At 72.1% G+C, this 24,392-nt stretch carries 21 protein-coding genes and 1 pseudogene; 13 read left to right on the forward strand and 9 right to left on the reverse strand.

Features of this window, described 5'->3' with window-relative positions; genetic code table 11:
* Positions 1-201: 201 nt before the first annotated feature.
* The 4 genes from HF526_RS27655 to HF526_RS27670 all read right to left on the reverse strand — a co-directional run bounded on the left by HF526_RS27655 (position 202) and on the right by HF526_RS27670 (position 4,179).
* Positions 202-2,496 (reverse strand): zonular occludens toxin domain-containing protein, encoded by a 2,295-nt coding sequence (locus HF526_RS27655; RefSeq protein ID WP_338051796.1) that lies wholly within the window; start codon positions 2,494-2,496, stop codon positions 202-204.
* Positions 2,497-2,507: 11 nt separating this feature from the next.
* Positions 2,508-3,449: a hypothetical protein gene (locus HF526_RS27660; RefSeq protein ID WP_420821661.1), complete on the reverse strand. Its 942-nt coding sequence runs from the start codon at positions 3,447-3,449 to the stop codon at positions 2,508-2,510.
* Positions 3,446-3,730, reverse strand: coding sequence for a hypothetical protein (locus HF526_RS27665; protein ID WP_169384514.1), 285 nt, complete (start codon positions 3,728-3,730; stop codon positions 3,446-3,448). The genes HF526_RS27660 and HF526_RS27665 overlap by 4 nt, the downstream gene beginning before the upstream one ends.
* Positions 3,731-3,894: 164 nt before the next feature.
* Complete coding sequence (locus tag HF526_RS27670; RefSeq protein WP_169384515.1) at positions 3,895-4,179, reverse strand: hypothetical protein; 285 nt, start codon at positions 4,177-4,179, stop codon at positions 3,895-3,897.
* Between the two features lie 116 nt (positions 4,180-4,295).
* On the opposite strand from HF526_RS27670, the gene HF526_RS27675 reads away from it, so the two are divergent.
* Complete coding sequence (locus HF526_RS27675; protein ID WP_169384516.1) at positions 4,296-4,703, forward strand: GntR family transcriptional regulator; 408 nt, start codon at positions 4,296-4,298, stop codon at positions 4,701-4,703.
* Positions 4,704-4,824: 121 nt separating this feature from the next.
* Positions 4,825-6,051 (forward strand): NsdA family TPR-like regulatory protein, encoded by a 1,227-nt coding sequence (locus HF526_RS27680; RefSeq protein ID WP_169384517.1) that lies wholly within the window; start codon positions 4,825-4,827, stop codon positions 6,049-6,051.
* Positions 6,052-6,210: 159 nt separating this feature from the next.
* Here HF526_RS27680 and HF526_RS37115 read toward each other — a convergent pair whose 3' ends face one another.
* Together HF526_RS37115 and HF526_RS27690 are read right to left on the reverse strand one after the other, a co-directional pair.
* Positions 6,211-7,629, reverse strand: coding sequence for a recombinase family protein (locus tag HF526_RS37115; RefSeq protein ID WP_169384518.1), 1,419 nt, complete (start codon positions 7,627-7,629; stop codon positions 6,211-6,213).
* Positions 7,630-7,712: 83 nt separating this feature from the next.
* On the reverse strand, positions 7,713-9,188 hold the full coding sequence (locus HF526_RS27690; protein ID WP_338051798.1) for a potassium/proton antiporter: 1,476 nt from the start codon (positions 9,186-9,188) through the stop codon (positions 7,713-7,715).
* A 371-nt stretch (positions 9,189-9,559) separates the two neighbouring features.
* On the opposite strand from HF526_RS27690, the gene HF526_RS27695 reads away from it, so the two are divergent.
* Together HF526_RS27695 and HF526_RS27700 are read left to right on the forward strand one after the other, a co-directional pair.
* Entirely contained in the window at positions 9,560-10,111 is a 552-nt protein-coding gene (locus tag HF526_RS27695) for a methylated-DNA--[protein]-cysteine S-methyltransferase (RefSeq protein ID WP_420821662.1), read from the forward strand.
* Positions 10,112-10,189: 78 nt separating this feature from the next.
* A complete protein-coding gene (locus tag HF526_RS27700) occupies positions 10,190-12,448 on the forward strand; it encodes an FUSC family protein (protein WP_169384520.1) in 2,259 nt (752 codons plus the stop codon).
* Here HF526_RS27700 and HF526_RS27705 read toward each other — a convergent pair.
* From HF526_RS27705 to HF526_RS27715, 3 genes are read right to left on the reverse strand one after another with little or no spacing between them, the layout of a single operon-like run.
* Positions 12,410-13,216, reverse strand: a complete 807-nt coding sequence (locus HF526_RS27705; protein ID WP_338051799.1) for a YceI family protein — start codon at positions 13,214-13,216, stop codon at positions 12,410-12,412. The two genes, HF526_RS27700 and HF526_RS27705, sit on opposite strands and share 39 nt — an antisense overlap.
* Positions 13,213-16,008: an MFS transporter gene (locus HF526_RS27710; protein ID WP_169384521.1), complete on the reverse strand. Its 2,796-nt coding sequence runs from the start codon at positions 16,006-16,008 to the stop codon at positions 13,213-13,215. The genes HF526_RS27705 and HF526_RS27710 overlap by 4 nt, the downstream gene beginning before the upstream one ends.
* Positions 16,008-16,541, reverse strand: coding sequence for a MarR family winged helix-turn-helix transcriptional regulator (locus tag HF526_RS27715; RefSeq protein WP_239029232.1), 534 nt, complete (start codon positions 16,539-16,541; stop codon positions 16,008-16,010). Before HF526_RS27715 ends, HF526_RS27710 begins: the two co-directional genes overlap by 1 nt.
* 301 nt (positions 16,542-16,842) lie before the next feature.
* Here HF526_RS27715 and HF526_RS27720 point away from each other — a divergent pair, with 301 nt between their 5' ends.
* From HF526_RS27720 to HF526_RS27760, 9 genes and pseudogenes are all read left to right on the forward strand, one after another.
* Positions 16,843-17,148, forward strand: coding sequence for a DUF4326 domain-containing protein (locus HF526_RS27720; RefSeq protein WP_239029233.1), 306 nt, complete (start codon positions 16,843-16,845; stop codon positions 17,146-17,148).
* 34 nt (positions 17,149-17,182) lie between these two features.
* Positions 17,183-18,454, forward strand: a complete 1,272-nt coding sequence (locus HF526_RS27725) for a cytochrome P450 (RefSeq protein ID WP_338051800.1) — start codon at positions 17,183-17,185, stop codon at positions 18,452-18,454.
* 79 nt (positions 18,455-18,533) lie between these two features.
* Positions 18,534-19,043 (forward strand): cupin domain-containing protein, encoded by a 510-nt coding sequence (locus tag HF526_RS36580; RefSeq protein ID WP_169384522.1) that lies wholly within the window; start codon positions 18,534-18,536, stop codon positions 19,041-19,043.
* Positions 19,044-19,129: 86 nt separating this feature from the next.
* Entirely contained in the window at positions 19,130-19,576 is a 447-nt protein-coding gene (locus HF526_RS27735) for a hypothetical protein (protein ID WP_169384523.1), read from the forward strand.
* On the forward strand, positions 19,577-20,452 hold the full coding sequence (locus HF526_RS27740; protein ID WP_169384524.1) for an Fpg/Nei family DNA glycosylase: 876 nt from the start codon (positions 19,577-19,579) through the stop codon (positions 20,450-20,452). It abuts the gene before it with no gap.
* An 18-nt stretch (positions 20,453-20,470) separates the two neighbouring features.
* A complete protein-coding gene (locus tag HF526_RS27745) occupies positions 20,471-21,676 on the forward strand; it encodes a histidine kinase (protein ID WP_169384525.1) in 1,206 nt (401 codons plus the stop codon).
* Between the two features lie 300 nt (positions 21,677-21,976).
* Positions 21,977-22,846 carry a S49 family peptidase gene (locus tag HF526_RS27750; protein WP_169384537.1) on the forward strand — a complete coding sequence of 290 codons (870 nt, stop codon included), beginning with the start codon at positions 21,977-21,979 and terminating at the stop codon, positions 22,844-22,846.
* Between the two features lie 144 nt (positions 22,847-22,990).
* Positions 22,991-23,863, forward strand: a complete 873-nt coding sequence (locus HF526_RS27755; RefSeq protein WP_169384526.1) for a response regulator — start codon at positions 22,991-22,993, stop codon at positions 23,861-23,863.
* A pseudogene (locus HF526_RS27760) lies at positions 23,860-24,392 on the forward strand (hypothetical protein); the annotation flags it as partial. The gene HF526_RS27755 and the pseudogene HF526_RS27760, both read left to right, overlap by 4 nt.

A 24,392-nucleotide genomic window follows, 5' to 3' on the forward strand; every position in this document is an offset into this window, starting at 1 on the left:
CTCTGAGTGATCGACGGCGGGTGTGGAGGACCAGGGGAGGGAGGCGCGGACGATGCCTCGATCCCCGGTTACAGCCGTATTTGTGCTGGTCGGACGGGGGTGGGTCCCTCGCCTCCCTTGCGGTGATCTCTCCTGGTCAGCTTGGGGAGGTGGGGCCGGGGAGGAGGTGAGGGAGAACTCCCTTCCTCCCCGGCCCCTCCCTCACTGGGCTCCCTCGCCGGGCTCCCAGTCGTCGTCACTGTCCGTGTCCGAACCGGTGGTGCGGTCGGCGATGGCCTCGACGACCCGAGACAGCGCGACCTGCTGCCAGCCGCCGGTCTTGTACGGCTTGGCGCCGTCGGGCAGCGCGTCGCGCAGGTCGCCGAACGTCCACCGCCCGTAGGCGCCCCGGTCGCGGCCGGCGAGCCGGGACAGCACCTCTTGGGTGCGCATCCGCTCCGCGCCCGCCTCGCGGATCACGGCGGCGATGTCCGTGAGTGGGTCCGGACCGGCCGGCTCCTCGGCCACCATCGGCGCCGTGGTGGTGATGCCGGCCTCGTCGCGCATCGCCAGGGCGCGCTCGACGATCGGGGTGATCTCGTCGATGCCCTTCTCCCGGCGGATGTAGAACGTGCGCAGCAGCCCGGGCCGGGGTCCGAACCCCGACGCCATGGCGGTGCCTACGTCCTCGCCGGGGACGAGATTGGTGGCGGTGATCCCGGCCTTGTGCGCGCCGGTGCCGAGGATCGCGTCGTTGCCCTGGTGGTCGCCGATGGCGAAGCACACCCGGTGCGACACCGTCTTGGCCAGGTCCCGCGGCAGCGAGTCCGCCGACGGCGCGGGGGTGACAAAGACCAGGGTGATGCCGCACTTGCGCGCCTTCATCATCACCTTGATCGCGAGCTGCTTGGCCTCCTCGCCGAACTGCTCGTGGCGGAACAGCTCCTGGCACTCGTCGAACACCACGACCTTGGGCCGCATCCGCGGGTCGCGCTCGGCGAGTTCCCGCGTGAGCTTGGTTTCCTCCCCGCCGAGTTCGGCGAGGATCTTCCCGCGCTCGGTGACCTCGGTGCGCAGGTTGCGCAGCGCGCCGATCGCGGCGGCGATGTGCTCGTCCTCGTCGCCCTTGACCAGCCTGGCCAGGCGGCGGGTCATGGGGTCGTAGTCGACGTTGAACGCCATCACGTAGACCTCGATGTCCACCAGCGGATCCAGCATGGCCCCGAGCAGCAGGTTGACCACCAGCGAGGTCTTGCCCGAACCCATTGCCCCGGCGGCGCCGTAGTTCGACGCCATGAGCTTGCCGGTGACCACGCTGCCGCGCTGGTCGATCCCGACGGGCACCCCGGTGAAGTAGTCGGCCGTGCCCTCGGTGAGCAGCGGATAGGGGTCCACCGGCCCGGTCAGCAGCCCCTGGTCGGCCACCCACAGGTCCAGCACCCCGGGTTGGCGCTTGGGCTCGGTGGGCCACACCTCCACCGGCAGGCGCACCAGGTTGTGCGCCAGCACCGCCCGTCGGTCGTTGATCATCTCCACGGTGACGCCGGCGGGCAGCTCCAGTTGGGTTCGCCAGCCCTTGCCGTCCCGCCCGGTGCCCAGCACCCACCGGGGCTGCCAGCCCTCCTTGAACTTCCGGGTCAGCGGCGGCAGGTTGAGGTTCCGTAGCGCGGCCAGGATCGCCCCCTCATCCGGCACCACATCCCGCACCGTCGTGTCCGGCTGCACCGGGGCGGCCCAGGCCGGGGGCTCGGTGCGGGCCCGGCCGATCGCCCACAGGCAAACGATCCCGCCGACGGTGGCCAGCAGCAGCATCGTGGCGCCGTAGACGCTGATGAACCATGCCGTGAACGCGATCGCCGAGATCACCCCACGGATCGGCCCCAGCACCCACGAGAGGTCGTCGTTGCCGATCGCGAGCACTACGCCCAGCAGCAACAACAGGCCGGTGAAGGCCACCAGACCGACGGCGAAGGCCTTCACGAACTGGATCGGTGAGCGCACCCAGTCCATGACGCGGTCGTGGCGACGCTGCTTCTCCGCGACATCGCGGGTCTCCCACTCCAGCAGTACCTCGCGGTCTCCGACCAGCTCGGCCTGGCGCATCATCCGCTCGTACCGCGATGCGCCGTGCGCGTCGCGCCACCGGCTCCACACCACCCCGGCGCCGGCGATCGGGAACCACATATGCCGGGCGACTCCCCGCGTGGCTGCCTTGGTGCGGTCGTGGGTGGCCAGCGTGTGGGCGGTGGTGATGACGTGCACCGTCTGCCGGCGCGCCACGGTGCCGGCCCGGCGCAGCGCCGTCCCCGGCCGGGCCGGCTCGTCGCCGGCCTGGTCGTCGACGAGCTCGGCGTCGATCACCAGCGGCGCGACCTCGGTTCCGGCCGGGGTGGGCCGATGCGGGAACTCGATCACCCGGCCCTCGTCGGGCCGGCGCCGGCGCTCCTGCTCGCGCATCGCGGTCTCCTGCTCGATCTCGACGTCGTCCCGGTCGGCCGGGTCGGGGTTGCCAGTCACGGTCGTGGGCATCACGCAGCCGCCCTTCCGGGCTCGACAGCGGGCGGGATGGACACCGGCGCGACGGCCGGGGCGGGGTCGGCGGCGCGCAGAGCAGCGGCGACCTTCACCGAGGTGCCGGCCGAACAGCCGGTCACCCGGCGGCACCACGCCGGGGTGGCGTCCACCGACTCGCCGGCTGCGCGGGCATCGTCGAGCGCCACACGGGCCGCGGTCACGTAGTCGGCCAACAGGGTGCGCGGTGTCGGGGCGCGCCGGGCGGGGCGCCGTGCGGCCCGGGCCGGCCGGGTCGGCTGCGCATCGTCGGCCGCGGACCGCGGCCCGGGTTTGTGAACGGGCTCATGAACCCCGTTCATGACCTGCTCGGGGGCACGCTCGGTCAGCGCCCGGTGCACCGCCTCGGTCAGCCGGTCGCGCAGGCCGGGGCCGGTCTCGGCGGTGAAGAACACCACCAGCGGCGGCACCGAGTGCAGCACCACCCCGGCGGCGGAGAACGGCTTGCCCTCGGCCAGCCCCCACGACGTCCAGGTGTTCATCACGTAGGTGGCGGCGAACGTGAGCCACTTCGTCCGCCGCGCCCAGGCGTTGAGAGAAACCTGGTAGCGGGCGGTGACCTGCTCCGCGCGCAGCACCGCCAGCAGTACGAGCGACACCATCGGATCAAGCAGCCACGCCACCCACCACGCCAACGAGTAGGCCGGCGCCCCCGCGGCGGCGAAGGTCTGGACGTTGACCGCGGTGAATGCCAGCCCCAGCACGATCCCCGCCCACAGCAACCGGTCCACCTGGGCCCGCACCCGCTCCACCCGCAGAGCGATCACATCCGGATGCGTGGTCAGCGTCCGAACCTGGGCGGCGTCGGCGGCCTCGGCGGCCAATCGCACCACCCGGCTCGACTCCGGCGCGGTCGCGCCGGCCGCCATGCTTGCCGGGTACAGGCCGCGGGCGCTCATCGTGCACCCCAGGGGTCGTCGGTCTCGAACTCGACCTCGATCGGGTCGGCGACCAGGCCGTGATGTCGGGCCAGTCGCGCCGCGCCGTGGCGATAGGAGCGGGCCCGGCCGATCACGTCGCCCCACTCAGTCTCGACCAGGTAGCCCGACCGGCGCTCGCGGTCGCGGATCACCGTGCCGGAGAACTCCCCGGCCCCGCAGGTGACCAGGCCCTTGCCGGGGCCGACCACGTCGACCGCCACCGCAACCGCGCGGTCCGGTTCGCCCGCGGGCTCTACCATCGCGTTCTCCTCACTGCTGGCGTGCTCACCGGTCGTGTCGTGGTGGGGGAGAGCTGGCCGGGCGGGGACGTCTTGGCGGAGGAACCCGCCGGTCCGGCGCTCCAGATCGGTCGTGTATTCGCCTGTCCCGACGTCCGAGATGGTCGAGGCGGCCGGCCGACGCTTCACGCGGCTTCTTCGGCCAGCGGATCCGCCACCTGCGTCAGCGCGTACACCTGCGCAACACGGCCCGCGGCAGCGATCCGAGCCATGGCCCGACGCGCCTCACGCCGCTCCCGCCGTTCATCCAGCTCCGTCAGCGACACCACGGGCGACCCCGGCCGCAATGGCACCGCCGACCACACCTCCTCGATGACCTGGTCCCAGTACCGCTCCAGCGCGGCCCGGTCCTCCTCGTCCAGCGGCGTGATGCAGTCAGCCAGCGCGGCCGAATCAGCGTGCGACTTCATCGGATCCCTTCCCTGCGAACGACAACCGTCTTAATACGGCTGCGCGAGTTGAGACGGTAAGGGGAATCTGTCTCAAGGTCAACCGCTGTCTCAAGACGGTCGCTAGGGTGGGATGTATGGATGCCGCCGAGGACGACGAGGCCACTCGCCACGCCAGCCAGCGTCTGGCGGAGGCGCTCAGGACGGACATAGACGCTGGCCGGTACAGGCCCGGCGACCGGCTTCCGTCGTACCGGGCGCTCGCTCGCGAGCACGACATTGCGGTGAACACTGCACAGGCCGCGATGCGGCTGCTGGCTGCGGACGGTCGCGTGACCGTCCGCAAGAGCGCCGGCGCGTTCGTCGCCGAGCGCAGTGACGATGGCAAGCAGGTAGCGAGCGTGACCATCAGTCGCGACGAGTTGGCCGTTCTTCACCGCCAGGTCGAGCGTGCGCGTCGTGCGCTGGCCGAGGTCGACCGCGCGTTGGCCGATCTGAGCGACAGAGCTACACGGCCAGTCGGTTCGAGTGATTCGACCCCGTGAGGCCAGCATGATTGGCATGCTTCGAGATTCGGGGCAGATGTGGCCCCGGTGAAGTGGACAAGTGTCTCCAACGACGGTCGGCGTAAGTTGGAGACGGCGCAGTGGGGGTGGCTGGGAACCGGTGACGAGCACGCGGGACGGGCAGAACGCATTCGCAGCACTGTTCAAGCAGCTCCGCGAGGACAGCGGGCTTTCCTATCGTGAACTCGAACGACCGACACTCGCGACGCGCGGATGGATCAGCAACGTTGCGTCGGGTGCTCGATGGCCGGATAGGTCATGGGTCGAGCGTGCTGATAATGCTTTAAATGCGGACGGGCGACTGTTGCGGTCGTGGGATCTCGGCCAGGCAGAGCGCGACGAGCAGAAGCGGATGAAGTCGCTCATTCTTGCTTCGGTGAAGGATTCCGACGAGATCCTTCTCGCGACGGCGCCCGATGCTGTCGACGTCGACGAACTGAATGACAGTATTGCGTCGTTAAGCGTTGCGTATCTCAGCTCGCCGGCTGCGCCAATGTTGGAACAAGGTCTCAAGCTGCGGCATGAAGTCATCCGGCGCATCCGGGAAGGTGCGGCACGGCCGCACGAAGTTACTGATCTTTACGTGGCCGCGAGCAGGGCATCCGGCATTCTGAGCTACGCCGCGCTCGATCTTGGCGATGCAGATGCTGCCGCGACGCACGCGCGCACCGCGTGGCGCCTGTCCGATCTTGCCGCTGATGACGAGCTACGCGCGTGGGTCCGTGGGACAGAGTCCCTGATTGCCCGTTTTCAGAAGGATTATCGCAAGGCTGCGCGCTTTATTGAAGACGGCATGAAGTACGCCGGGTCGGGCACGTCGGCTATTCGACTTCTTTGTGGCGCGGCACAGTGCGCTGCCAACAGTGGTGACTCGGTGGCTGCGCAACGGTTGCTCGACGCCGCTCTCGACTCACGGGATCATGCCGGGGTGGATACCGTGAATGGCCTCTTCACCTTTAGCCACGCGAAGCAGCTGTATTACGCCGGATCCAGCCTGATGTGGCTCGACGACGAGGGGGCTTTGCGGCGAGCCGCGCACGACTCGGAAGAGGCGATCGCTCTATGGGAACACGAGGGCGAGCAGTTCCGTTCGCTCGACGACGAGGCCCTAGCGCACGTCTACATGGCGACGGCGCGTCTTAAACTCGGCGAGATCGAAGGTGCAATGGATGCCGTGCGTCCGATTCTCGCGCTACCGCCGGAGCGTCAGATTTCCTGGATTCGGCGCCGCGTGTCGGAACTCGATGTGCATCTCGATAACGAGCGGTTTGCGAACTCGCGGGCAGCCATGAGCGCGCGAGACGAGCTGCGGGGCGCCGCCGCGTAGGCGGGCGCGGTGAGTCCTCCCCACAAATCTCTGTCACTCTGTAACTCCAGCACCGCTGACCTGCGGAGATGCGGAGTGACAGGTGAGTGACACACTCGACCTGCTGTCACTCCCCACTGTTTCAGCCGTCCCCCGCTCAGATCAGCTGAAACAGGAGGGCTAGGCGATCCACTCCGGCTCGAAGCGGGTCACGTCCCACTTCACGCGTGGATTCGCCGGGTGCACGGTGACCGACCGCAGCACGGCGCCGATGATCGCCCGCCGCTGGGAGATGTTCAGCCGTTCCCACCGCTCGGCCATGTTCGAGGCAGCGCCGACGAAGGTTCGCAGAGTCGCGCCCCGGTCGACTCGAGCGAGCCGGGCGCGCGCAGCGTCGAGTCGCTGCTCGATCACCGTACGGGCCGTCATCCACTCCCTGCGGCTGATCTCGCCGGTCGCCCACGCCGCCGCGAGGTCGTCCAGACGCTGCTCGTCGTCGCGAATCTGCTCGTCAAGGCCATCCGAGTCACCCCGTTGGGCGCGGAGGCGTTCGACCAGCGCGGGGGAGTCGAGCGCCGTAAGCACCACGTCGCGAACGTACTGGTCTGTCGGGCCGGCGACCGTCGCGATCTTCCCGCAGGTTGGCCCTCCGGGCGTGTTCGGGCAGACGTAGCGCGGTGTCCCGGACTTCGGCCGGCCGATCAGTCCGCCGCCGCACAGGCCGCAGCGGAGGATGCCGGACAGGAGGTAGGCCCGGCCGGTGCCTGGCTGTCGGGTTCGGCGTTGCGCGTCGCCGAGCAGCGCTCGCAGCCGGTCGGAATCCTCCGGCGAAATGATGGCGGGCCACACGGCCGTGGCCACGATCTCCCCAGGGCCCGGGCGCTTGCGCTCACCCGCACTCCGCGGCTTGTGCTCACGGCGCCCGGAGATGCGCGCGGACATGAGCATGGTCCGCAGGGTGGTTGCCTTCCAGCCCTTTCCTCCGGTCCCGACCACGCCGCGGGCTGCGAGGTCCCGACAGATGCTCGACAGTGCCTCACCGGCAAGCACGCGCGCCGCGCACTCCCGGATGACTGCCGCCTCCTCCTCGACGATGGTCATCCGGTCGTCGGCGTAGCCGAACGGACGCATGCCTCCACCCGACACGCGACCAGCTTCTGCCGACTGACGTCGCTGTCGCTTCTGTCGTTCGGCTTTGTGCTCGGCCTCGTGACGGGCGGCAGCGCCGAGCATCCGGGCGACGAGACGGCCCGTCGGCGTCGACAGGTCGACCTCTCCCGTGACGGTGGCGAGTTCGAGGCCGTACTTGTCGGCCATGTCGATGACGTCTTCCAGTTCGCGCGGCGAGCGCGTCAGCCGGTCGACGTGCCAACCGACCACGGCGTCGAGCTGCCCGGCCTGCACGTCGGCGATCAACTGCGACCAACTCGGGCGAGGCTTGCCGGAGTACGCGCTGACGTCGTTGTCGGTGTAGACCTCTACGACCGTCCAGCCGCGCCTCTCGCAGACAGCCCGGCAGTCGGCTTCTTGCCTGGTCACGCCCAGTCCGGCACCCTCACGATCTTGAGAGATGCGGCAGTAGATCGCAGCGCGCGTCACAGGTCACATAGTTGCACAGTCGTAGGTACGGGCGTGAGCTGCCCGATCGGGACCGGAGTCGGGTCCGAGTAGCACCGCTGCGGTCAGCTGCCGGACCGGGTGAACAGCGGTGCGGGATCGCGCGTGGCCTCCGGGTCGACGAGTACCAGCACCTCGTCCCCCGCGCGCAGTCTGGTGTCCCCCCGGACCTGCACCGGATGGCCGTCGCGCACGACGAGGCTGATCCAGATGTCGTGGCCGAGGTGCAGGTCGCGCACCGAGCGGCCGTCGGCCGGGGCGCCGGGAACGATGCGGTAGCGGCGGGCCCCGTCGGGCTCGTTGCGCAGCCGGACCCCCAGCGCCCAGGGACGCGGCTCCACCCGGCGCATCCGCACCCCGCACCGGTCGGCGACGGTCGGCACCAGCGCGCCCTGGACGACGACGGAGAACAACACCACCGCGAAGATGATCTCGTAGACGAGCACGTCCCGGGCCGAACCGGTGGCCAGGATGTAGGTGCCCAGCAGGATCGGGACGGCGCCCTTGAGGCCGCACCACAGCACGAAGATCCGCTCACCCGGTTTCAATCGCGCGGCCATCAACAGCGGGCCGAGCACCAGCGGGCGCACCACGAACGTCAGCAGCGCGGCCAGGACCAACCCGATCAGCCAGGCGTTCGTGGTGATCAGGTCGCTCAGCGAGACCGTCAACCCGAGCAGGACGAACGCGATGATCTCGGCCAGGCTGGCCAATGAGGCGTGGAAGCGCTCGATCTCCCCTTTGAACGGTGCGGCCGCATCGCCGATGAGGATGCCCGCGAGGAAGACCGCGAGGAAACCGGAGCCGTGCAGGGCGGTCGCCGCACCGTAGAGCGCGATGGAGATCGCGAGCGTGCGCAGCGGATAGAGGCCCTCGCTGGGCAGCGCGAAGCGGCGCATCAGCTGCAGCAGCAGCCAGCCCCCGGCGACCCCGACCGCCGCGCCGACGGCCATCTGCAGCATGAACTCGCCGAGCACGCCGAGAACCGCGCTGCCGAAGCCGTTCTCCGGCCGGACGGTGAGCAGGCTGACGAGCAGCGCGATGCCGACCGGGTCGTTGGCGCCGGACTCGCCCTCGATGATGACCCCGGCCCGGCCCTGGACCTCGCGGTTGCCCAGCACCGAGAACACCACCGCAGGGTCGGTGGGGGCCAGCGCGGTGCCGAGCAGCAGCGCGATCAGCCACGGGAACCCGAACAACACGTGGGCGAGCACCGCCGTCGCGCCCGCGGTGAGGAACGTGCCGAGCACCCCGATGGCGAGGACCGGGCCGAGCGCGAGCCGTAGCTTCCGGGCCCCGATGTCCATGCCGCCGTCGAACAGGATGACGACCAGCGCCACGGTCACGATCTGCTCGATCGTCTCGATCGAGATCGTCCGCAGCGACGGGATGAGGTCCGACGCCGCCGCGGCACCGACCAGGAAGATGGCCGGAGCAGGGATGCGTAGCCGGGCGCTGATCCGGTTGGAGAGCAGCGCGAGCACCACCACCCCCGCTGCGATCAGCAGCGTCAGGCCGAACGGCGCGATGGTCCCCAGCACAGGACCAGGCTCCACCACGAGGGCCCCGGCGGGGGGCCGGGGTCCCGACTTCGTCCGCGGACCTGCACTCCCCGGGCGGGCCGATCAGAAGCCTCGCCCGAGGAGATCATCGCTGGGGAGCGGCGATGATGCCCGGTCTAACGGGCTGCGGGCCCGGAGGTGACGGCGGCGTGTGGTCGCGTCGGCGAGTGGTTCTCCGGTGCCGGCGACGGTCATCGCCCCGCGCCGGGCGAAACCTCATGCCCACCGGGGGCGAGGCCCAAACACGATCGTCCCGTCGGTCGCCGGACGGGTTCGATGCTGAGCTCAGCGACCGGTCCGCGCGGCCGCCACCGGGACGCCTGTCGGCCGCGCGGGCCACAATGGCCGGCGTGACCCTCGCCTGGACGACCGTGCCGGCCCCGGCCCCGATCCGCGCGCTCACCGTGGCCGTCAGCGACGCCGGGGTCTGCGCCGTCGGTTTCGGCGCCGACCGGGCCCGGCCGGCCGCCGTCGTCGACCGGCTCGGCGAGGCGCCCGTCGACGACCCGCAGCGGACCGATCCGGTCGCCCGCCAGCTCGCCGAGTACCTGGCCGGCACCCGTACGGTGTTCACGCTTCCGCTGGACTGGCGGCTGACCTCCGGCACCCAGCGCACGGTCCTGCAGACGCTGTACGACGGGGTCGGCTACGGCGAGACCATCACCTACGGTGAGCTCGCCGCCCGCAGCAGCGCGTTCAGCGCGGGACACACGGCGGCCCGGGGGGTCGGCTCGATCATGGCCTCGAACCCGATCCCGGTGATCGTGCCGTGTCACCGGGTGCTCGCGGCCGGGCCGGGTGGCTGGGCGCTGGGCGGGTTCGGCGGCGGCCGCGCGACCAAGGAGTGGCTGCTCGCGCTGGAGGGCGTGCTCACCCCGGCACTGGACTTCGGCACCTGCTGACCCCGTCCGGGCCTCGACATCCCCCGGCCGCACCCGGCAGAGTCGAAACCTCGCCGATCGACCGACCGACGGTGCGGAGTGGATCTGACCGCGTGGCTGCGCCGACGCGACCCGGGCCTCGCCATCACCCGGCGGGCGATCCGGGTCGGGGCCGCCGCCTGCGCCGCGTTCTTCCTCGGCCGCTACGGGCTGGGCTCTCCGACGGTCGCGACGTACGCGGTGTTCGGGGTGATCGCGCTCGGTGCGCTGTCCGACGTCTCCGGGCCGCCCCGGCAGCGCACCCGCACCCTGCTGGGCTGTTTCGCCGCCGGCGCAGTGCTGGTCACGCTCGGCACGCTGCTCGCCGTCAACACCTGGGCGGCGGTGGCCGGAATGCTGGTCGTCGGGTTCGTGGTGGCGTTCGCGGCCGCGGGCGGGCCACGGGTCACCGGCGTCGCGAGCGGCGTGCACCTGTTCTACATCCTGCCGTGCTTCCCGCCCTACCAACCCGAGACGCTGCCGCAGCGGCTGCTCGGGCTGGCCATCGGCGTCGGGCTGCTGGCCGTGGCCGACCGGGTGCTGCTGCCCGACCCCGGACCGCCCGGGTTCCGGACCCGGTTGGCCGAGGTCGCCGACCGGGTCGCGGCCTTCCTGTCCGCGCTGCTGGACGAACCCACCGGGACGCCGCGGTGGGCCGACGCGCTGGAACGACGCCGCGAGGACGCCCGGCCGTTCATCGAGAAGCTCCGGCTCGGCGGGTTGCCGCTGGCCGAACGCCCGGCCGGGCCGAGCGCGCGCGATCGTGGCCTGACCCAGGCGGCCCAGGCACTGCGGGCACTGCACGACGGGCTGGGCGCGATCGTCGGCGCGGTCGCCTCCCGCGAACCCGCCCCCGCTCCCGAGCTCGTGGCCGAGGTGCGGGCGACGCTCGGGGTGGTCGCCGCGTCGCTCGACCAGGTGCGGGCCGCGCTGCGCGACGTGGGGCCGCCGCCGGAGCTCGCCGCGGTGGACGCCGCGATCGTCGCCGACGACGACCGGCGGATACGCCGGCTGAGCACGACCGACCGTGCCGCGGACCTGCTGCCGGGTGCACCGTTGCGGGTCGCGGTGCAGGAGGCGGTGCTCGCCCAACGCACCCTGGTGCTGGCCGCCCGGGCCGGGCTGGGCGTGCCGGAGCCGGTCGTCGCCGCCGCGGACACGGCGCCGGGCGGGCAGTTCTGGTACGTCCGCGCCGGCCCGGTCGAGCTGTGGTGGCGGCGGCTGCGCTGCCACCTGACATTTCGCTCGGTCTACCTGCAGAACGCGGTCCGGCTGGCCGTCGGTCTCGCGCTGGCCCGGCTGGTGGCCGGCGAGTTCGCGCTGTCCCACGGGTTCTGGGTGCTGCTGGCGACGCTGAGCCTGATGCGCACATCGGCCGTCGCCACCCGATCCGCGCTGGCCCCGGCCTTTCTCGGCACCGTCGTGGGTGCGCTGGTCGCGGGCGGGTTGCTGTTCGTGGCCGGCCCGCAGAGCGTGCTCTACGCGGTCCTGTTCCCGATCGTGCTGGTCGGGGGGTTGGTCGCCGGCCCGCTGTTCGGTCCCGCGGTGGGGCAGGCACTGTTCACGATTCTGGTGGCGGTGCTGTTCGCGCAGCTGGCGCCGGCCAGCTGGTCGCTGGCCGGCGCCCGGGTGCTCGACGTGGTCGCCGGCGGGCTGATCGGAGTGCTGATCGGTGTCGCGATATACCCGCGCGGCGGCCGCGGGGAGGTCCGGCGGGAAGCCGCCCGGTGCCTGCGGGCGGGCGCGGACCGCATCGAGCAGACCGTCGGGCTGCTGGCGGGGGGGCCTCCGGCAGGGGGTGCGCCGGAGGACCTCGACGGACGCGGGCTGCTGGTGCTGTTCGACGCGAGCTACGCGCAGTACCGCTCGGAGCCGCGCGCCGGCCCACCCGACCCGGTCGACTGGCTGGCCGTGCTCGGCGCCGCGCACCGGCTCGACCGTGGGGCGGCCGCGCTGCAGCGGCGCTTCCCCGAGCCCACGCCGTCGCCGTGGCCGCAGGTGGCCGTGGGGATGCGGGCGGCCGGGCACGAGGTCGCCGACAACTACCGGGTGCTGGCCGACGAGCTGGCCCGGGACATGCTGCCGGCGCCCGCACCGGCCGCTGCCGGCACGCCGGACTGGGTGACGGCGATGGTGCGCAGCCCGGACCGGGCCGCCCACCCGGACGCCGCGCTGCGGGTGGTCGACGCCTGGGGCTGGCTGAGCTGGCTGCTCGACGACCTGCGACAGGTCAGCGGCGGGGCTGCGCCGCAGCACAGCCCCGCCGCACCGCGATCGAGATCAGGTCAGCACGGCCTGGATGTCGATGTCGATCCGTAGCGTCCGGCCGACCGCGAGCACCCCGGCCAGCACCGACTGGTTCCAGCTGATGGCGAAGTCGTCCCGGGACAACTCGGTGGTGGCCGAGAACGCGGCCCGGGTGCCGCCCCACAGGTCCGGCCCGGTGCCCCGGTAGGTCACGTCCAGCGACACCGGTGCGCTCACGCCCTTGAGCGCGAGCACGCCGTCGACCCGCCAGTGCTCCGGGTCGATGCGGTACAGGCCGTCGCTCTTGTAGCGGATCTCCGGGAACCGGGTGACGTCGAGGAAGTCCGGGCTGCGCAGGTGCTCGTCGCGGGCGTCGTCGTCGGAGTCGACGCCCGCCGGGTCGATCAGCACCTCGACCGAGCTGTTCTCCAGCGGGTCGGCCACCTGGATCTGGCCGGAGAACCGGCGCAGCCGGCCGCGGATCCGGCTCATGCCCAGGTGCAGTGCCGTCGCGCCGATGCTGGAGTGCGCCTGGTCGATGCGCCACGTGCCCGGGGTCGGCAGCACCCGGCCGCCGACGCGGGGCAGCGCGACCACGCCCATCGCGGCCGGCGCGCCGGCCGGCACCACGACCGTGCGGGCCGCGGGCTCGTGGCCCGCCGCCGCGACGATCACGGTGTAGGAACCGGTCGCCAGCCCGTCGAGGACGAACCCGCCGTCGTCGCGGGTGGTGGCCCGGCCCCGCTGCACTCCCGTCCCGTCGATCACGGTCAGGGTCCCGCCCGGCACCGGCCAGCCGTCCGGGGTGGTCAGCCGGCCCGTGATGACCCCGGCGCTCACCGGATACCTCCTGCATCGATCGAGGCTCCCGGGGTGGGCAGCCCTGGTTGTGTCAGTGCGTCGCCCTGTGGCGTGCCGGGGCCGGCCGTGCCGACGGTCGGTGCGGTGAAGGCGACCTGCGCCGTCGTCGCCCCACCCGCGGTGACCTGCACGACCGTCGCCACCGGCGCATACCCGCTGGCGGTGAGGGTGTAGGTGCCCTCGGCCAGGTCCTCGAACACGAACGAACCGTCGGCGTCGGTGACCGCGGATCCGACCACCGTCCCGTTCGGGTCGATCAAGGTGGCGAGCGCTTCGGCGATCCCACGGCCGCTGCTGGCCGCGGTGACGGTACCGAGCAGCCGGGCCCGGCGGGGCAGCTCGACGTCGCGGTCGGTGGTCGAGCCACTGGGGAGCAGCACGCTCACGGCGACCGGCTGGTACCCGGCGGCGGCCGCGGTCAGCGTGTACTGCCCGTCCGGGACGCCGATGACCTGGTAGCGGCCGAGCTCGTCGGCGACCGTGGCGGCCGCGACGTTGCCGCGCACGTCGATCAGGGTGATGGCGACGCCGGCGACCGCCCGGCTGCCGCCCGCGGGGTCCGCGGTGTGGACCACGCCGCGCACGCCGCTCGCGCCGGTCAGGGTCACGTCGTGCCGGACCGGCCGGTCGGCCACCGCGACCATCGCGGCGTGCGGCTGGAAGGCGCCGGACGCGGCGACGACGAGGAAGGTGCCGCCGTGCGGGACCGGCAGCCGGTAGCTGCCGTCGGCCGCGGTGGCGGTGCGGGCCTCCTGCCGCCCGGCCGGGTCGGTCACCGTGACCACCGCGTCGGCCAGCCCGAGGCCGTCGGCCCGGTGCACCGTGCCGACGATCTCCGGGCCGGAGCCCGGCTCGGTCCCGAACGCGGCGGCGGGCGCCGCCGGGGTGGTCGGGACGTCGTCGGTCAGCAGTGCGTGCCGGCTGGTCGACGGGCCGTACCCGTTGCCGATGTGGCCGTTCCCGGCCTCACCGGCAGGGCCGGCCGGCGCGGCGGCGCCGACCAGGGCGGGCTCGTGGGCGTACAGCTGCTGGGTCCGCTCGATCTCGGTGGCCGGGCTGGTCACCGCGCCGGGTGCGGGCGGCATCTCGGCCTCCTCGGCGGCACGGGCCTGGACGCCCGACATGGTGCGCAGCGGGAGCTCCTTGATGAACAGCACCAGCACGAACGCGAGCGCCAGGACGAGCGCCACGATGAGGAACGTCAGCGTCATCGAGTCGGCGAAGCCGACGAGGAACGGCCGGGCGAGCCGCGCGTCGATGTGCTGCAGGAACGACGAGTCGTTGAGCACCCCGGAGCTGTCGGCGCCACCGCCGCCGTTCAGCGCGTTCAGCACCGGCGCGTTCGCCGGGTTCGCGCGCACCGCGGGGTCGGACAGCGCCGACTGGAAGTCGGGTGTGCCCACCGCGGCGCGGAACGCGTTGGCGATCTTGTCCGGGACCGTGCTGAACACCACGGACAGGAAGATCGCGGTGCCCAGTGTGCCGCCGAGCTGGCGGAAGAAGGTCGCCGACGCCGTGGCGACGCCCATGTCACGGGCCGGGACCGCGTTCTGCACGGCCAGCACCAGGGTCTGCATGCACGACCCGAGCCCGAGGCCGAACAGCGCCATGTAGAGGTCGAGCTCCCACAGCGGGATGTCCACGCTGACCCGGAAGTGCATGAGCAGCATCGCGCCGACCATGAGCAGGGTGCCGATGACCGGGAAGATCTTGTAGTGGCCGGTCCGTGCGGTGATCTGCCCGGAGATGATCGAGGCGACCATGATGCCGGCGACCAGCGGCAGCATCAGGAAGCCGGACTCGGTCGGGCTGGCGCCGTGCACGATCTGCAGGAACTGCGGCAGCAGCGCGATGCCGCCGAACATGCCCATACCGATGACGACACCGGCCAGGCTGGTCAGGGTGAAGACGCGGTTGCGGAACAGCCGCAGCGGGATCAGGGCGTCGTCGCCGTAGGCGCGCTCGGCCACCAGCCACAGCAGGAAGCCGACCAGCCCGATCACATAGCAGATGACGGCCTTGGAGGAGCCCCAACCCCAGTCGCGGCCCTGCTCGGCCACGATCAGCAGCGGCACCAGGCAGACGGCCAGCGCCACGGCCCCGGGCCAGTCGATGCGGTGCGGGCGCGGGGTGTGCGGGACGTTGAGCACCTTGGCCACGACGATGAGCGCGACCGCACCGATCGGCACGTTGACCAGGAAGATCCAGCGCCAGCCGTCGAGCCCGAGGATGGTCTGCTGGCCGGAGAGCACGCCGCCGATGACCGGACCGAGCACGCTGGACGTGCCGAACACCGCGAGGATGTAGCCCTGGTACCGGGCCCGCTCACGGGGCGGCACGATGTCGCCCAGGATGGTCAGCGCGAGCGAGAACAGGCCACCGGCGCCGAGTCCCTGCACCGCCCGGAACGAAGCCAGCTGGTACATCGACTGCGAGAACGTGCACATGATCGACCCGATCAGGAAGATCGAGATCGCGGTGAGGAACAGCGGCTTGCGGCCGTAGATGTCCGACAGCTTGCCGTACAGCGGGGTGCTGATCGTCCCCGTGATGAGGAACGCCGTGGTGGCCCAGGCCTGCAGGCTCAGCCCGCTCAGGTCGTCGGCGATGGTGCGGATCGCCGTCGAGACGACGGTCTGGTCCAGAGCGGCCAGGAACATGCCCAGCGCCAGGCCGACCAGGATCGTGAGAATCTGGCGGTGGCTCAGTTCCCCCGATCCCCGTTCCTGGGCTGGGGCCTCCATTGGTCTGGTGGCAGCCTCGGTGGACATCAGATTCCCCCTCCGGGCCGGTGCCCGGGGGCGGCCGGCAATTCGTGATGCTGGAAGTCGGTGACGAAGCGGCCGAGCAGTTCGGCCAGCTGGCGGCGTTGCTCCGGGGGCCAGTCGGCCATCGTCGAGGCGATCATCGCGGCCCGGCGGCGCCGGCTGAGCTCGAGCGCGCGGGCGCCCGCCTCGGTCGCTGCGAGCAGGCTGGCCCGGCCGTCGTCGGGATCGGCCCGCCGCTCCAGCAGGCCCGCCTTGACCAGGGCTGCGACCCGTCGGCTCACCGTGGACGGATCGGCGCAGACTGCTTCGGCGACCTCGCCGGCTCGTTGCGGACCTTCCAGGGCGAGGTGGACGAGGACCTGGAAACTGGCCCGGTCCATGTCCTCGCCCCGGCCGATCCCGTCCTCGTCGCCCCGCCGGCCGGTGTGCCGCGTCGAGGCCCGCTGAACCAGGCGGATCAGCAGGGCCAGCTCGCGTGCAACGGTGTCGGCGACGTCGAGGTCATCGGAGGCGATCGCCTCCGTCTCACCCGCCATGGCTGCTCCTGGACGTCTTTACTTTGACTTTGCGTGTATCACGCAAGAAGTTGCTGGGGACAACCATGGACCTGTGCGGGTGAATCGGCAAGTCGATATTGATCGTCAGCCGGTGAGTTGGATCACGCAAGGCGGTGAGTACCCCTCGAAAAGGGGGTGAATCCCGCCCCCGTGGTGACGCGGAGTCCGCCCCCACCCCGCGAGTCGCCCTCTTCGGGACGGCGAGTCGCCCTGTTCGGGAGGGCTGGGGCGCCGATCCGCTACCCGCAGTGCGGCGTGTCGCCCCTTTATCGTGTCCCTCATGTCCTTCATGTCCCTCGACGACGCCGCGGACCGGCCCCGCCGGATCCAGCTGCGCCGGACGAAGGGCTGGCGCAAGCCGGCCGGCGCGATCGTCGTCGCCCGGCCGGGGCGGTGGGGCAACCCGTTCTCCGTCGTCGAACTGGGGCGTGCCGAGGCGATCGCCGCGCACCGCCGCTGGCTGCTGTCCCGGCCGGAACTGCTCGCCGCGGTCCGTCGTGAGCTCGCCGGCCACGATCTCGCCTGCTGGTGCCCGCTCACCGAGGCGTGCCACGCCGACACCCTGATCGAGCTGGCCAACGGGTGACCGCGTCGGCTTACGATGCGCGCAGGGAGGCACCGTGGCCGATGACGTCCTGACCGCCGCCAGCGGGATCGCCGGGGTCCCGAACGTGTTCGACCCGCGGATCTTCGCCCGCGGCGTACCCCACGACGAGCTGCGGCGGCTGCGCGACGAGCACCCGGTCTGCTGGCAGCACGAGCACGAGGTCGGCATCTGGCCGCCCGGCCCGGGGTACTGGGCGGTGACCCGCTACGACGACGTCCGGCACGTGCTGCGCAGTCCGGAGGACTTCTCCTCGTCGCTGGGCGCCACCCAGATTCGCGACCCCGATCCGGCCGACCTGCCGTTCATCCGCCGGATGATCCTCAACATGGACCCGCCCGAACAGGCGCGGATCCGGCGGCTGGTCACCGGTGCGTTCACCCGGCGTCGGCTCGAGCGGTTCACCGACACGATCACCGAGCGCGCCCGGGGGCTGCTCGACGCCGTCGCCCCGGCGGAGGGCTGCGACCTGCCCGCCGACGTCACCGACGACTTCCCCCTGATGAACCTCGCCGACCTGCTCGGCGTGCCGGCCGCCGACCGGGCGCTGCTGCTGGAGTGGACCAACCGGGTGATCGGCTACCAGGACCCCGAACACGCCGCGGTGGTCCGCGACGCTCAAGGTCGGCCGGTGAACCCGCGGTCCCCGGCCGCCCTGGCCGACATGTTCGGCTACGCCGAGCAGTTCGCCGCCGACAAGCGCGCGCACCCGGCCGACGACGTGATGAGCGCCCTCGTCCAGGCCGAGGTGGACGGGGAGCGGCTGACCGACGCCGAGTTGAAGATGTTCTTCTTCCTGCTGGTCATCGCGGGCAACGACACCGTGCGCAGCGCGCTGCCCGGCGGGGTGCTCGCGCTCGTCGAGCACCCCGCGGCGTACGCGCGGTTGCGGGCCGAGCCGGATCTGCTGCCGTCCGCGATCGAGGAGATGCTGCGCTGGCATCCGCCGGTGCTGACCTTCCGCCGCACCGCGACCCGGGACCTGACCCTGGCCGGTCAGGCCATCCGGGCCGGCGACAAGGTCGTCGTCTACCACGTGTCCGCGCACCGCGACGAGCGCCGCTTCCCCGACCCCGACACGTTCGACCTCGCGCGCGAGCCCAACGAGCACCTCGCCTTCGGCCAGGGCCCGCACCTGTGCCTGGGCGCCCAGTTCGCCCGACTGCAGATGCGGGTGTTCTTCACCGAGTTCCTCACCCGGCTCCCGCAGGTCGAGCCGGCCGGCCCGCCGCGCCGGCTGACGTCCAACTTCATCAACGGCATCAAGAGCCTGCCGCTGCGCTGGTGACACGGGCGAGGGGATCCCCGGCCCCGGGGCCGCGCCCGGCCGCCACTAGTCTCTCCCGGGCACGACGGGGGGAGGCCAGGTGACGAGGATCGGCCGGACGATGGCGCTGTTCACGGTGGCGGGCTGCCTGGTGCTCGCCGGGTGCGCCCAGCCGGGACAGCTCGGCTCGCCCGCCCCGGCGACGACGGACCCGCCGCCCGCTCCCGCGGCCCCGCCGACCTCCCCGCCGCCCGCCGGTCCGGTCGAGGTCGGCGTCGGCACCGTCCAGGACCGGGTCTCGATCCGCACTCCCGGCCCTGCGGTGTTCTCGGTGCGCACCGTCGTGCTCGCGCCCGGCGCGACGACGGGCTGGCACCGGCTCCCCGGCACGGAGATGTCGATCGTGAAGTCGGGCAGCATCAGCCTGCTCGAGGAGAACGCCTGCGATCCGGTCCGCTACGGGCCCGGCCAGGCCATGTTCGTCCGTGACGGGGTGCCGCACCTGGCCCGCAACGACGGCCCGGAGCCCGCGGAGCTCGTCGTCACCTCGCTGCTGGCCCCCGGCGCGCCCGAACGCGAGGACGTCCCACCGGCCTGCCCGGGGACGTAGCCACCGCGCGTCCCCCCTTCGAAGATCACCGTCGGATCGCCTGATGTGGGAAAGTGACGGTCGGGGATCGAGGAACGGCGGGGATGATGGGGACGAAGACAGTCGCCGGAGCCGACGGGCGCACGTGGTCGGTGCGTAAGCACATCGAATGGTCCACCCCTGCCGTGGGGGACGACTTCGAGCATGACGTGGACGGTGGTCGCGGCGCGGCCGTGATGATCTTGTCCTCGCTCTTCCTGTTCTGGGTGGTGGTCATCGTCTGGGCGCCCGCCCAGGTGCACATCCCGTGGTGGCTGTGGATCGTCGCGGTGCTCGCCGTCGGGTTCTTCCCGGTGCGTTGGTACCTGCGCCGGCCCTGGACGCTGGTCGCCGAGACCGAGGGCAGCTACGAGGACGGGCTGCCCGCCGAGCACTGGTCCGGGATGGTGCGCGGCGGTGCCCGGGCCCGCGAGGAGATGCGCGTGGTGATGCGCAGCCTGCGCACCCGGGCCACGCCGGGGTACGCCGACTCCCCGCTGCAACCGGTGAACTAGATGCCCGAGCTCCCCGAGGTCGAGGCGCTGGCCGATCACCTGCGTGAACACGCCCGGTACCGGCCGGTCGCGCGGGTCGACGTGGCGAGCATGAGCGTGCTCAAGACGTTCGACCCGCCGGTGTCCGCGCTGACCGGACGCGTCGTCACCGGGGCGGCACGGTACGGCAAGTTCCTGTCCGTCGAGTTCGCCGACCGGCCCGGTGAGGAGCTGCATCTCATCACCCACCTGTCCCGCGCCGGGTGGCTGCGCTGGCACGACACCGCTGCAGCCGCCCCGCCCAAACCCGGCCGGGGCCCGCTGGCGCTGCGGGTGCACCTGGATGCGGTCGGCGGCCCCGGCTTCGACCTCACCGAGGCCGGTACCCAGAAGCGCCTCGCGGTCTACCTGGTGCGCGACCCGGGTGAGGTGCCCGGCATCGCCCGGCTGGGCCCTGATGCCCTGGCCCTGAGCCGCGACGAGATCGGCGACCTGCTCGCCGGCCGTACCGAGCGGATCAAGACCGTGCTGACCGAGCAATCCGCGATCGCCGGGATCGGCAACGCCTACAGCGACGAGATCCTGCACACCGCCCGGCTCTCGCCCTACGCGGTCGCGGGCAGGCTGCGGCCCGACCAGCTCGACGCGCTCCACGACGCGCTGCGCACCGTGCTGCTCGACGCCGTCGGCCGCTCGGTGGGGCAGAAGGCCGCTGAGCTCAAGGGTGAGAAACGCTCCGGAATGCGGGTACACGCCCGGACCGGGCTGCCCTGCCCGGTCTGCGGTGACACCGTCCGGGAGGTGTCCTTCGCGGATCGCTCCTTCCAGTACTGTCCCGGCTGTCAAACCGGTGGCACGCCGCTCGCTGACCGGCGCCTGTCCAGGCTGGTGAAGTAAGGGGTCGGAGAAGACTCAGTGGGAGAGCTGCTCGGTTCACCGACTGCGCTGCTGCTGTTGCTGGCGGTGCTGGCCGCGGTCGTCGTGGTGGTGTTGTTCCAGCTGCGGCGGGCCCGGCGCAACACGTTCGCGACGCCGCTGGAGCGGGCGACGTTCGCCACCCTGCACACCGTCGCGCTGGCCGCACCCGCGCTGCGCGAGGGGCTGTCGTCGAACTCCGCCTCGTTCGCGCTGCCCTACCTGCGGACCCTGCTCGACACCTGTGCGCTGGCCATGACCGACGCCCGCGGCGCGACGCTGGCCTGGGACGGCGACGCCGACCAGCACGAGCCCGACGTGCGCTCGCTCGCCGAGCAGGTCGTCTCGACCGGGCGCCAGCAGGTCGCATCGCACACGTCGATCTCGTGTGACCACCCGAACTGCGAGGTCCGCGGCATCGTCGTGGTGCCGCTGGAGACCGACGGCTCCATCGTGGGCACGCTCGCCGCGCTGACCACCTCGACGGCCGGCCCGGTGCTGCTGCGGGCCACCGCCGAGGTCGCGCGGTACGTGTCCAGCCAGCTCGAGCTCGCCGAGCTCGACGAGTCGCGGGCCCGGCTGGCCCGGGCCGAGGTGCGGGCGCTGCGGGCGCAGATCTCGCCGCACTTCGTCTACAACGCGCTGACCACGATCGCTTCGTTCATCCGGACCGACCCGGTGCGGGCCCGCGAGCTGCTGATCGAGTTCGCCGACTTCACCCGGTACTCGTTCCGCACCGCGGGGGAGTACACGACGCTGTCCGACGAGCTGACCAACATCGAGCGCTACATCGCGTTGGAGAAGGCCCGCTTCGGCAACCGGCTCAACATCAAGCTGCAGATCGCGCCCGAGGTGCTGCAGGTGGTGTTGCCCTTCCTCGCGCTGCAGCCGCTGGTGGAGAACGCGGTGCGGCACGGCCTGTCGGGCAAGCCCAACGGCGGCACGATCACGATCACGGCCGAGAACACCGGGGCCGAGTGCGTGATCATCGTCGAGGACGACGGGGTCGGCATGGACCCCGCCCGGCTCACCGAGGACCTCGACGACGCCCACCTGTCCGGCGCGCACGTCGGTCTCGGCAACGTCGACGACCGGATGCGCTCGGCGTTCGGCGACGACTTCGGGCTGGTCGTCGATACCAACGTCGGCGCCGGCATGAAGATCACGTTGCGGGTGCCGAAGTTCCGGGCGGGGATCCGGGTCTGAGCCCGGTCCGGCCGTGGCGGGGCGGGCATCCCGTCACCCACCTGCGCGGTCGGGGGCGACGGCCGTTCGGTCGCGATCGACCGGGCCTGCTCGGGACGCGACCGGTGGGCTGCGACGAACAGTGCCCGTGCGCCGCCGAGTGGGCCGTACCGCCGGCCGGTGTCTCCCGGAATGCGGCCCATGTCCCACTCGGCGCTCCGACCGGGTGTCGCCCCTCCGCGAGGAGGTGATCCCATCCGTCACGCTCCGTCCCAGCATCTGGTCAGTCCCTGTCGGGCGTAACGTGGCGGCATGGACGCGCTGCGGATTCCGGACCGGTTGGCCTCCCGGCTGCCGGGGCGACTGGGGGAACGCGCCGAACGCCCGGTGGTGTCGCTCGTACGCCTGCACGGCGTGATCAGCTCGACCGCCGCGCCGGTGCCGCGATCGGTGATCAACGCCGCCGCCGTGGACAAGGTCCTGGAGCGGGCGTTCGCGCCGGGCCGGCTGGCCGCGGTCGCGCTGCTGATCAACTCGCCGGGCGGCTCGCCCACCCAGTCCGCGCTCGTGGCGGACCGGATCCGGAGTCTGGCCGCGGAGCACGACGTGCCCGTGCTGGCCTTCTGCGAGGACGTCGCCGCCTCCGGCGGGTACTGGCTGGCCTGTGCGGGCGACGAGATCTACGCCCACCCCACCTCGCTGGTCGGTTCGATCGGCGTGATCAGCCAGGGATTCGGTCTCGACGGGCTGATCGAGCGGGTCGGGGTGCAGCGCCGGCTCTACACCGCGGGCGCGTCCAAGTCCCGGCTGGACCCGTTCCTGCCGGAGAAGGACGAGGACGTCGTGTGGCTGCGCGGCCTGCAGGACCAACTGCACGAGATGTTCCAGCAGTGGGTGACCGAGCGCCGCGGGGACCGGCTCAAGCCCGACGCGGACCTGTTCACCGGGGAGGTGTGGACCGGGTCACGAGCGGTGCAGCTGGGCCTGGTCGACGGGCTGGGCACCCCGCGGGGTGTGCTCGGCGGGCGTTTCCCCGACGCCGAACTGGTCACTGTGGAGGGCCGAAAGCCGCTGCTCGCGCGCCTGGGCCTCGGGTCATCGGCGGCGCGGACGCTGTCGCCGGTCGACGGCCTGCTGGGCCTCGCCCAGGCGGCGGAGGTGCGGGCGAGCTGGGCACGATACGGTCTGTAGCTCGCAGTGGTGGATCGAATCCGATCTGTATCCGATTGGTGCTTCGCCCTGGCATCCAGCTCGATTCACCGTCACCATAGGCGCGGAGCCGGTACGTGATCGTCCCGGCCCGCGGGAGCACCGGACACGCAGGATGAGGAGATCGTGGAGAGTAACGACAGCTCCGGAGGCCTGGTCGTTCTCGCGGTGGACGACGAGGAGCCGGCTCTCGAAGAACTGGCCTACCTGCTCAACGAGGACCCGCGCGTCGGCGTCGTGCTCAAGGCCTCCGATGCCACCGAGGCGCTCCGCATCCTGAACAGTCGGCAGGGCACCCGCGAGGCGTCGGCCCAATCGCTCCCGGGTCGCGGTCCGTCGCACCCGGTCACGGGGACGCGGGTCGCCGAGCGCACCGACGTCGAGGTGGTCTTCCTCGACATCCGGATGCCCGGTCTGGACGGTCTGGAGCTCGCCCGGGTGTTCTCCTCGATGGCGGTCCCGCCGTCGGTCGTCTTCGTCACCGCGCATGACGACCGGGCGGTCGACGCCTACGAGGTCGGCGCCGTCGACTACCTGCTCAAGCCACTGCGCTCGGAGCGGCTGTCGGCGTCCCTGGACCGCATCCTGGCCAGCCGGGCCGCGAGCGCTGCGGAGCCGGTGCGCGAGGAGAACGGCGAGGACGAGGTCATCCCCGTCGAGCTCGCCGGTACCACGAAACTCGTGCCCCGCTCGGCGGTGCGCTACGTCGAGGCCCAGGGCGACTACGCCCGGCTGCACACCCACGAGGGCAGCCACCTCGTGCGCATCCCGCTCTCGGTGCTCGAGGACCGCTGGCGCGACGCCGGGTTCGTACGCATCCACCGGTCGTTCCTGGTCTCGCTGCCACTCGTGACCGAGCTGCGGCTGTCCGGGTCGGGGTATGTGGTCCGGGTCGGCGCCGGGCCGGAGTGCGCCGAGTTGCCGGTCAGCCGCCGGCACACCCGTGAGCTCAAGGACCGCCTGGTCCGCGCGACGAAGCAGGCCTGGAGCCAACGGTGAGTACGTACACCGACGGCGCTCCGCCGTCGGTGTCGCCCGGCGCGGAGGACGGCCCGGGCCCACCCGCGCAGGTCGAACCGGAGGCCAACGCCGACGGCAACGGACCCGAGGCCTCCGGCTCGTCGTGGCTGCAGGAGGAGATGCGGCGGCGGATGGAGGTCAACCGCTCCACCGGGGGCGGCCGGCATGCGCGCCGCGAGGGTGTCGATCGGCCCGGCGTCGAGGAATATCTCGACCGGCACATCCCGCGCGCCCCTCAGCCCGCCGAGCGGTCTGCCGTCCGTCCGGGCGATGCGGCCCGGCCGGCGCGGACGGCGTGGATGCCGGACCCGTACGCCCCGACCGGCCTGCGCCTGCCGCCTCCGGCCGGTCCCGGTACGCCGTTCGGCACCGGCCCCGATCTGCCCGTGCACGGCCGCTCACCGGCTCCCGCGGTCCACCCGGCCGCCGTGCCGGACGCTCCTTCCGTTGCCGCACCGGATGTGGCCCCGCCGGCCGCCGCTGCCGTGCGACCCGCCCCCGCCGCGCC

The organism is Pseudonocardia acidicola (assembly GCF_012911935.1).
GTDB classification, from domain to species: Bacteria; Actinomycetota; Actinomycetes; order Mycobacteriales; family Pseudonocardiaceae; genus Pseudonocardia; species Pseudonocardia acidicola.

Coding starts and splice junctions, on each gene's coding strand:
- HF526_RS27660 (WP_420821661.1), bottom strand. CDS start 3,449: ATGAGCGCCCGCGGCCTGTACCCGGCAAGCATGGCGGCCGGCGCGACC.
- HF526_RS27665 (WP_169384514.1), bottom strand. CDS start 3,730: ATGGTAGAGCCCGCGGGCGAACCGGACCGCGCGGTTGCGGTGGCGGTC.
- HF526_RS27670 (WP_169384515.1), bottom strand. CDS start 4,179: ATGAAGTCGCACGCTGATTCGGCCGCGCTGGCTGACTGCATCACGCCG.
- HF526_RS27675 (WP_169384516.1), top strand. CDS start 4,296: ATGGATGCCGCCGAGGACGACGAGGCCACTCGCCACGCCAGCCAGCGT.
- HF526_RS27710 (WP_169384521.1), bottom strand. CDS start 16,008: ATGTCCACCGAGGCTGCCACCAGACCAATGGAGGCCCCAGCCCAGGAA.
- HF526_RS27715 (WP_239029232.1), bottom strand. CDS start 16,541: ATGGCGGGTGAGACGGAGGCGATCGCCTCCGATGACCTCGACGTCGCC.
- HF526_RS27720 (WP_239029233.1), top strand. CDS start 16,843: ATGTCCTTCATGTCCCTCGACGACGCCGCGGACCGGCCCCGCCGGATC.
- HF526_RS27735 (WP_169384523.1), top strand. CDS start 19,130: ATGGGGACGAAGACAGTCGCCGGAGCCGACGGGCGCACGTGGTCGGTG.
- HF526_RS27740 (WP_169384524.1), top strand. CDS start 19,577: ATGCCCGAGCTCCCCGAGGTCGAGGCGCTGGCCGATCACCTGCGTGAA.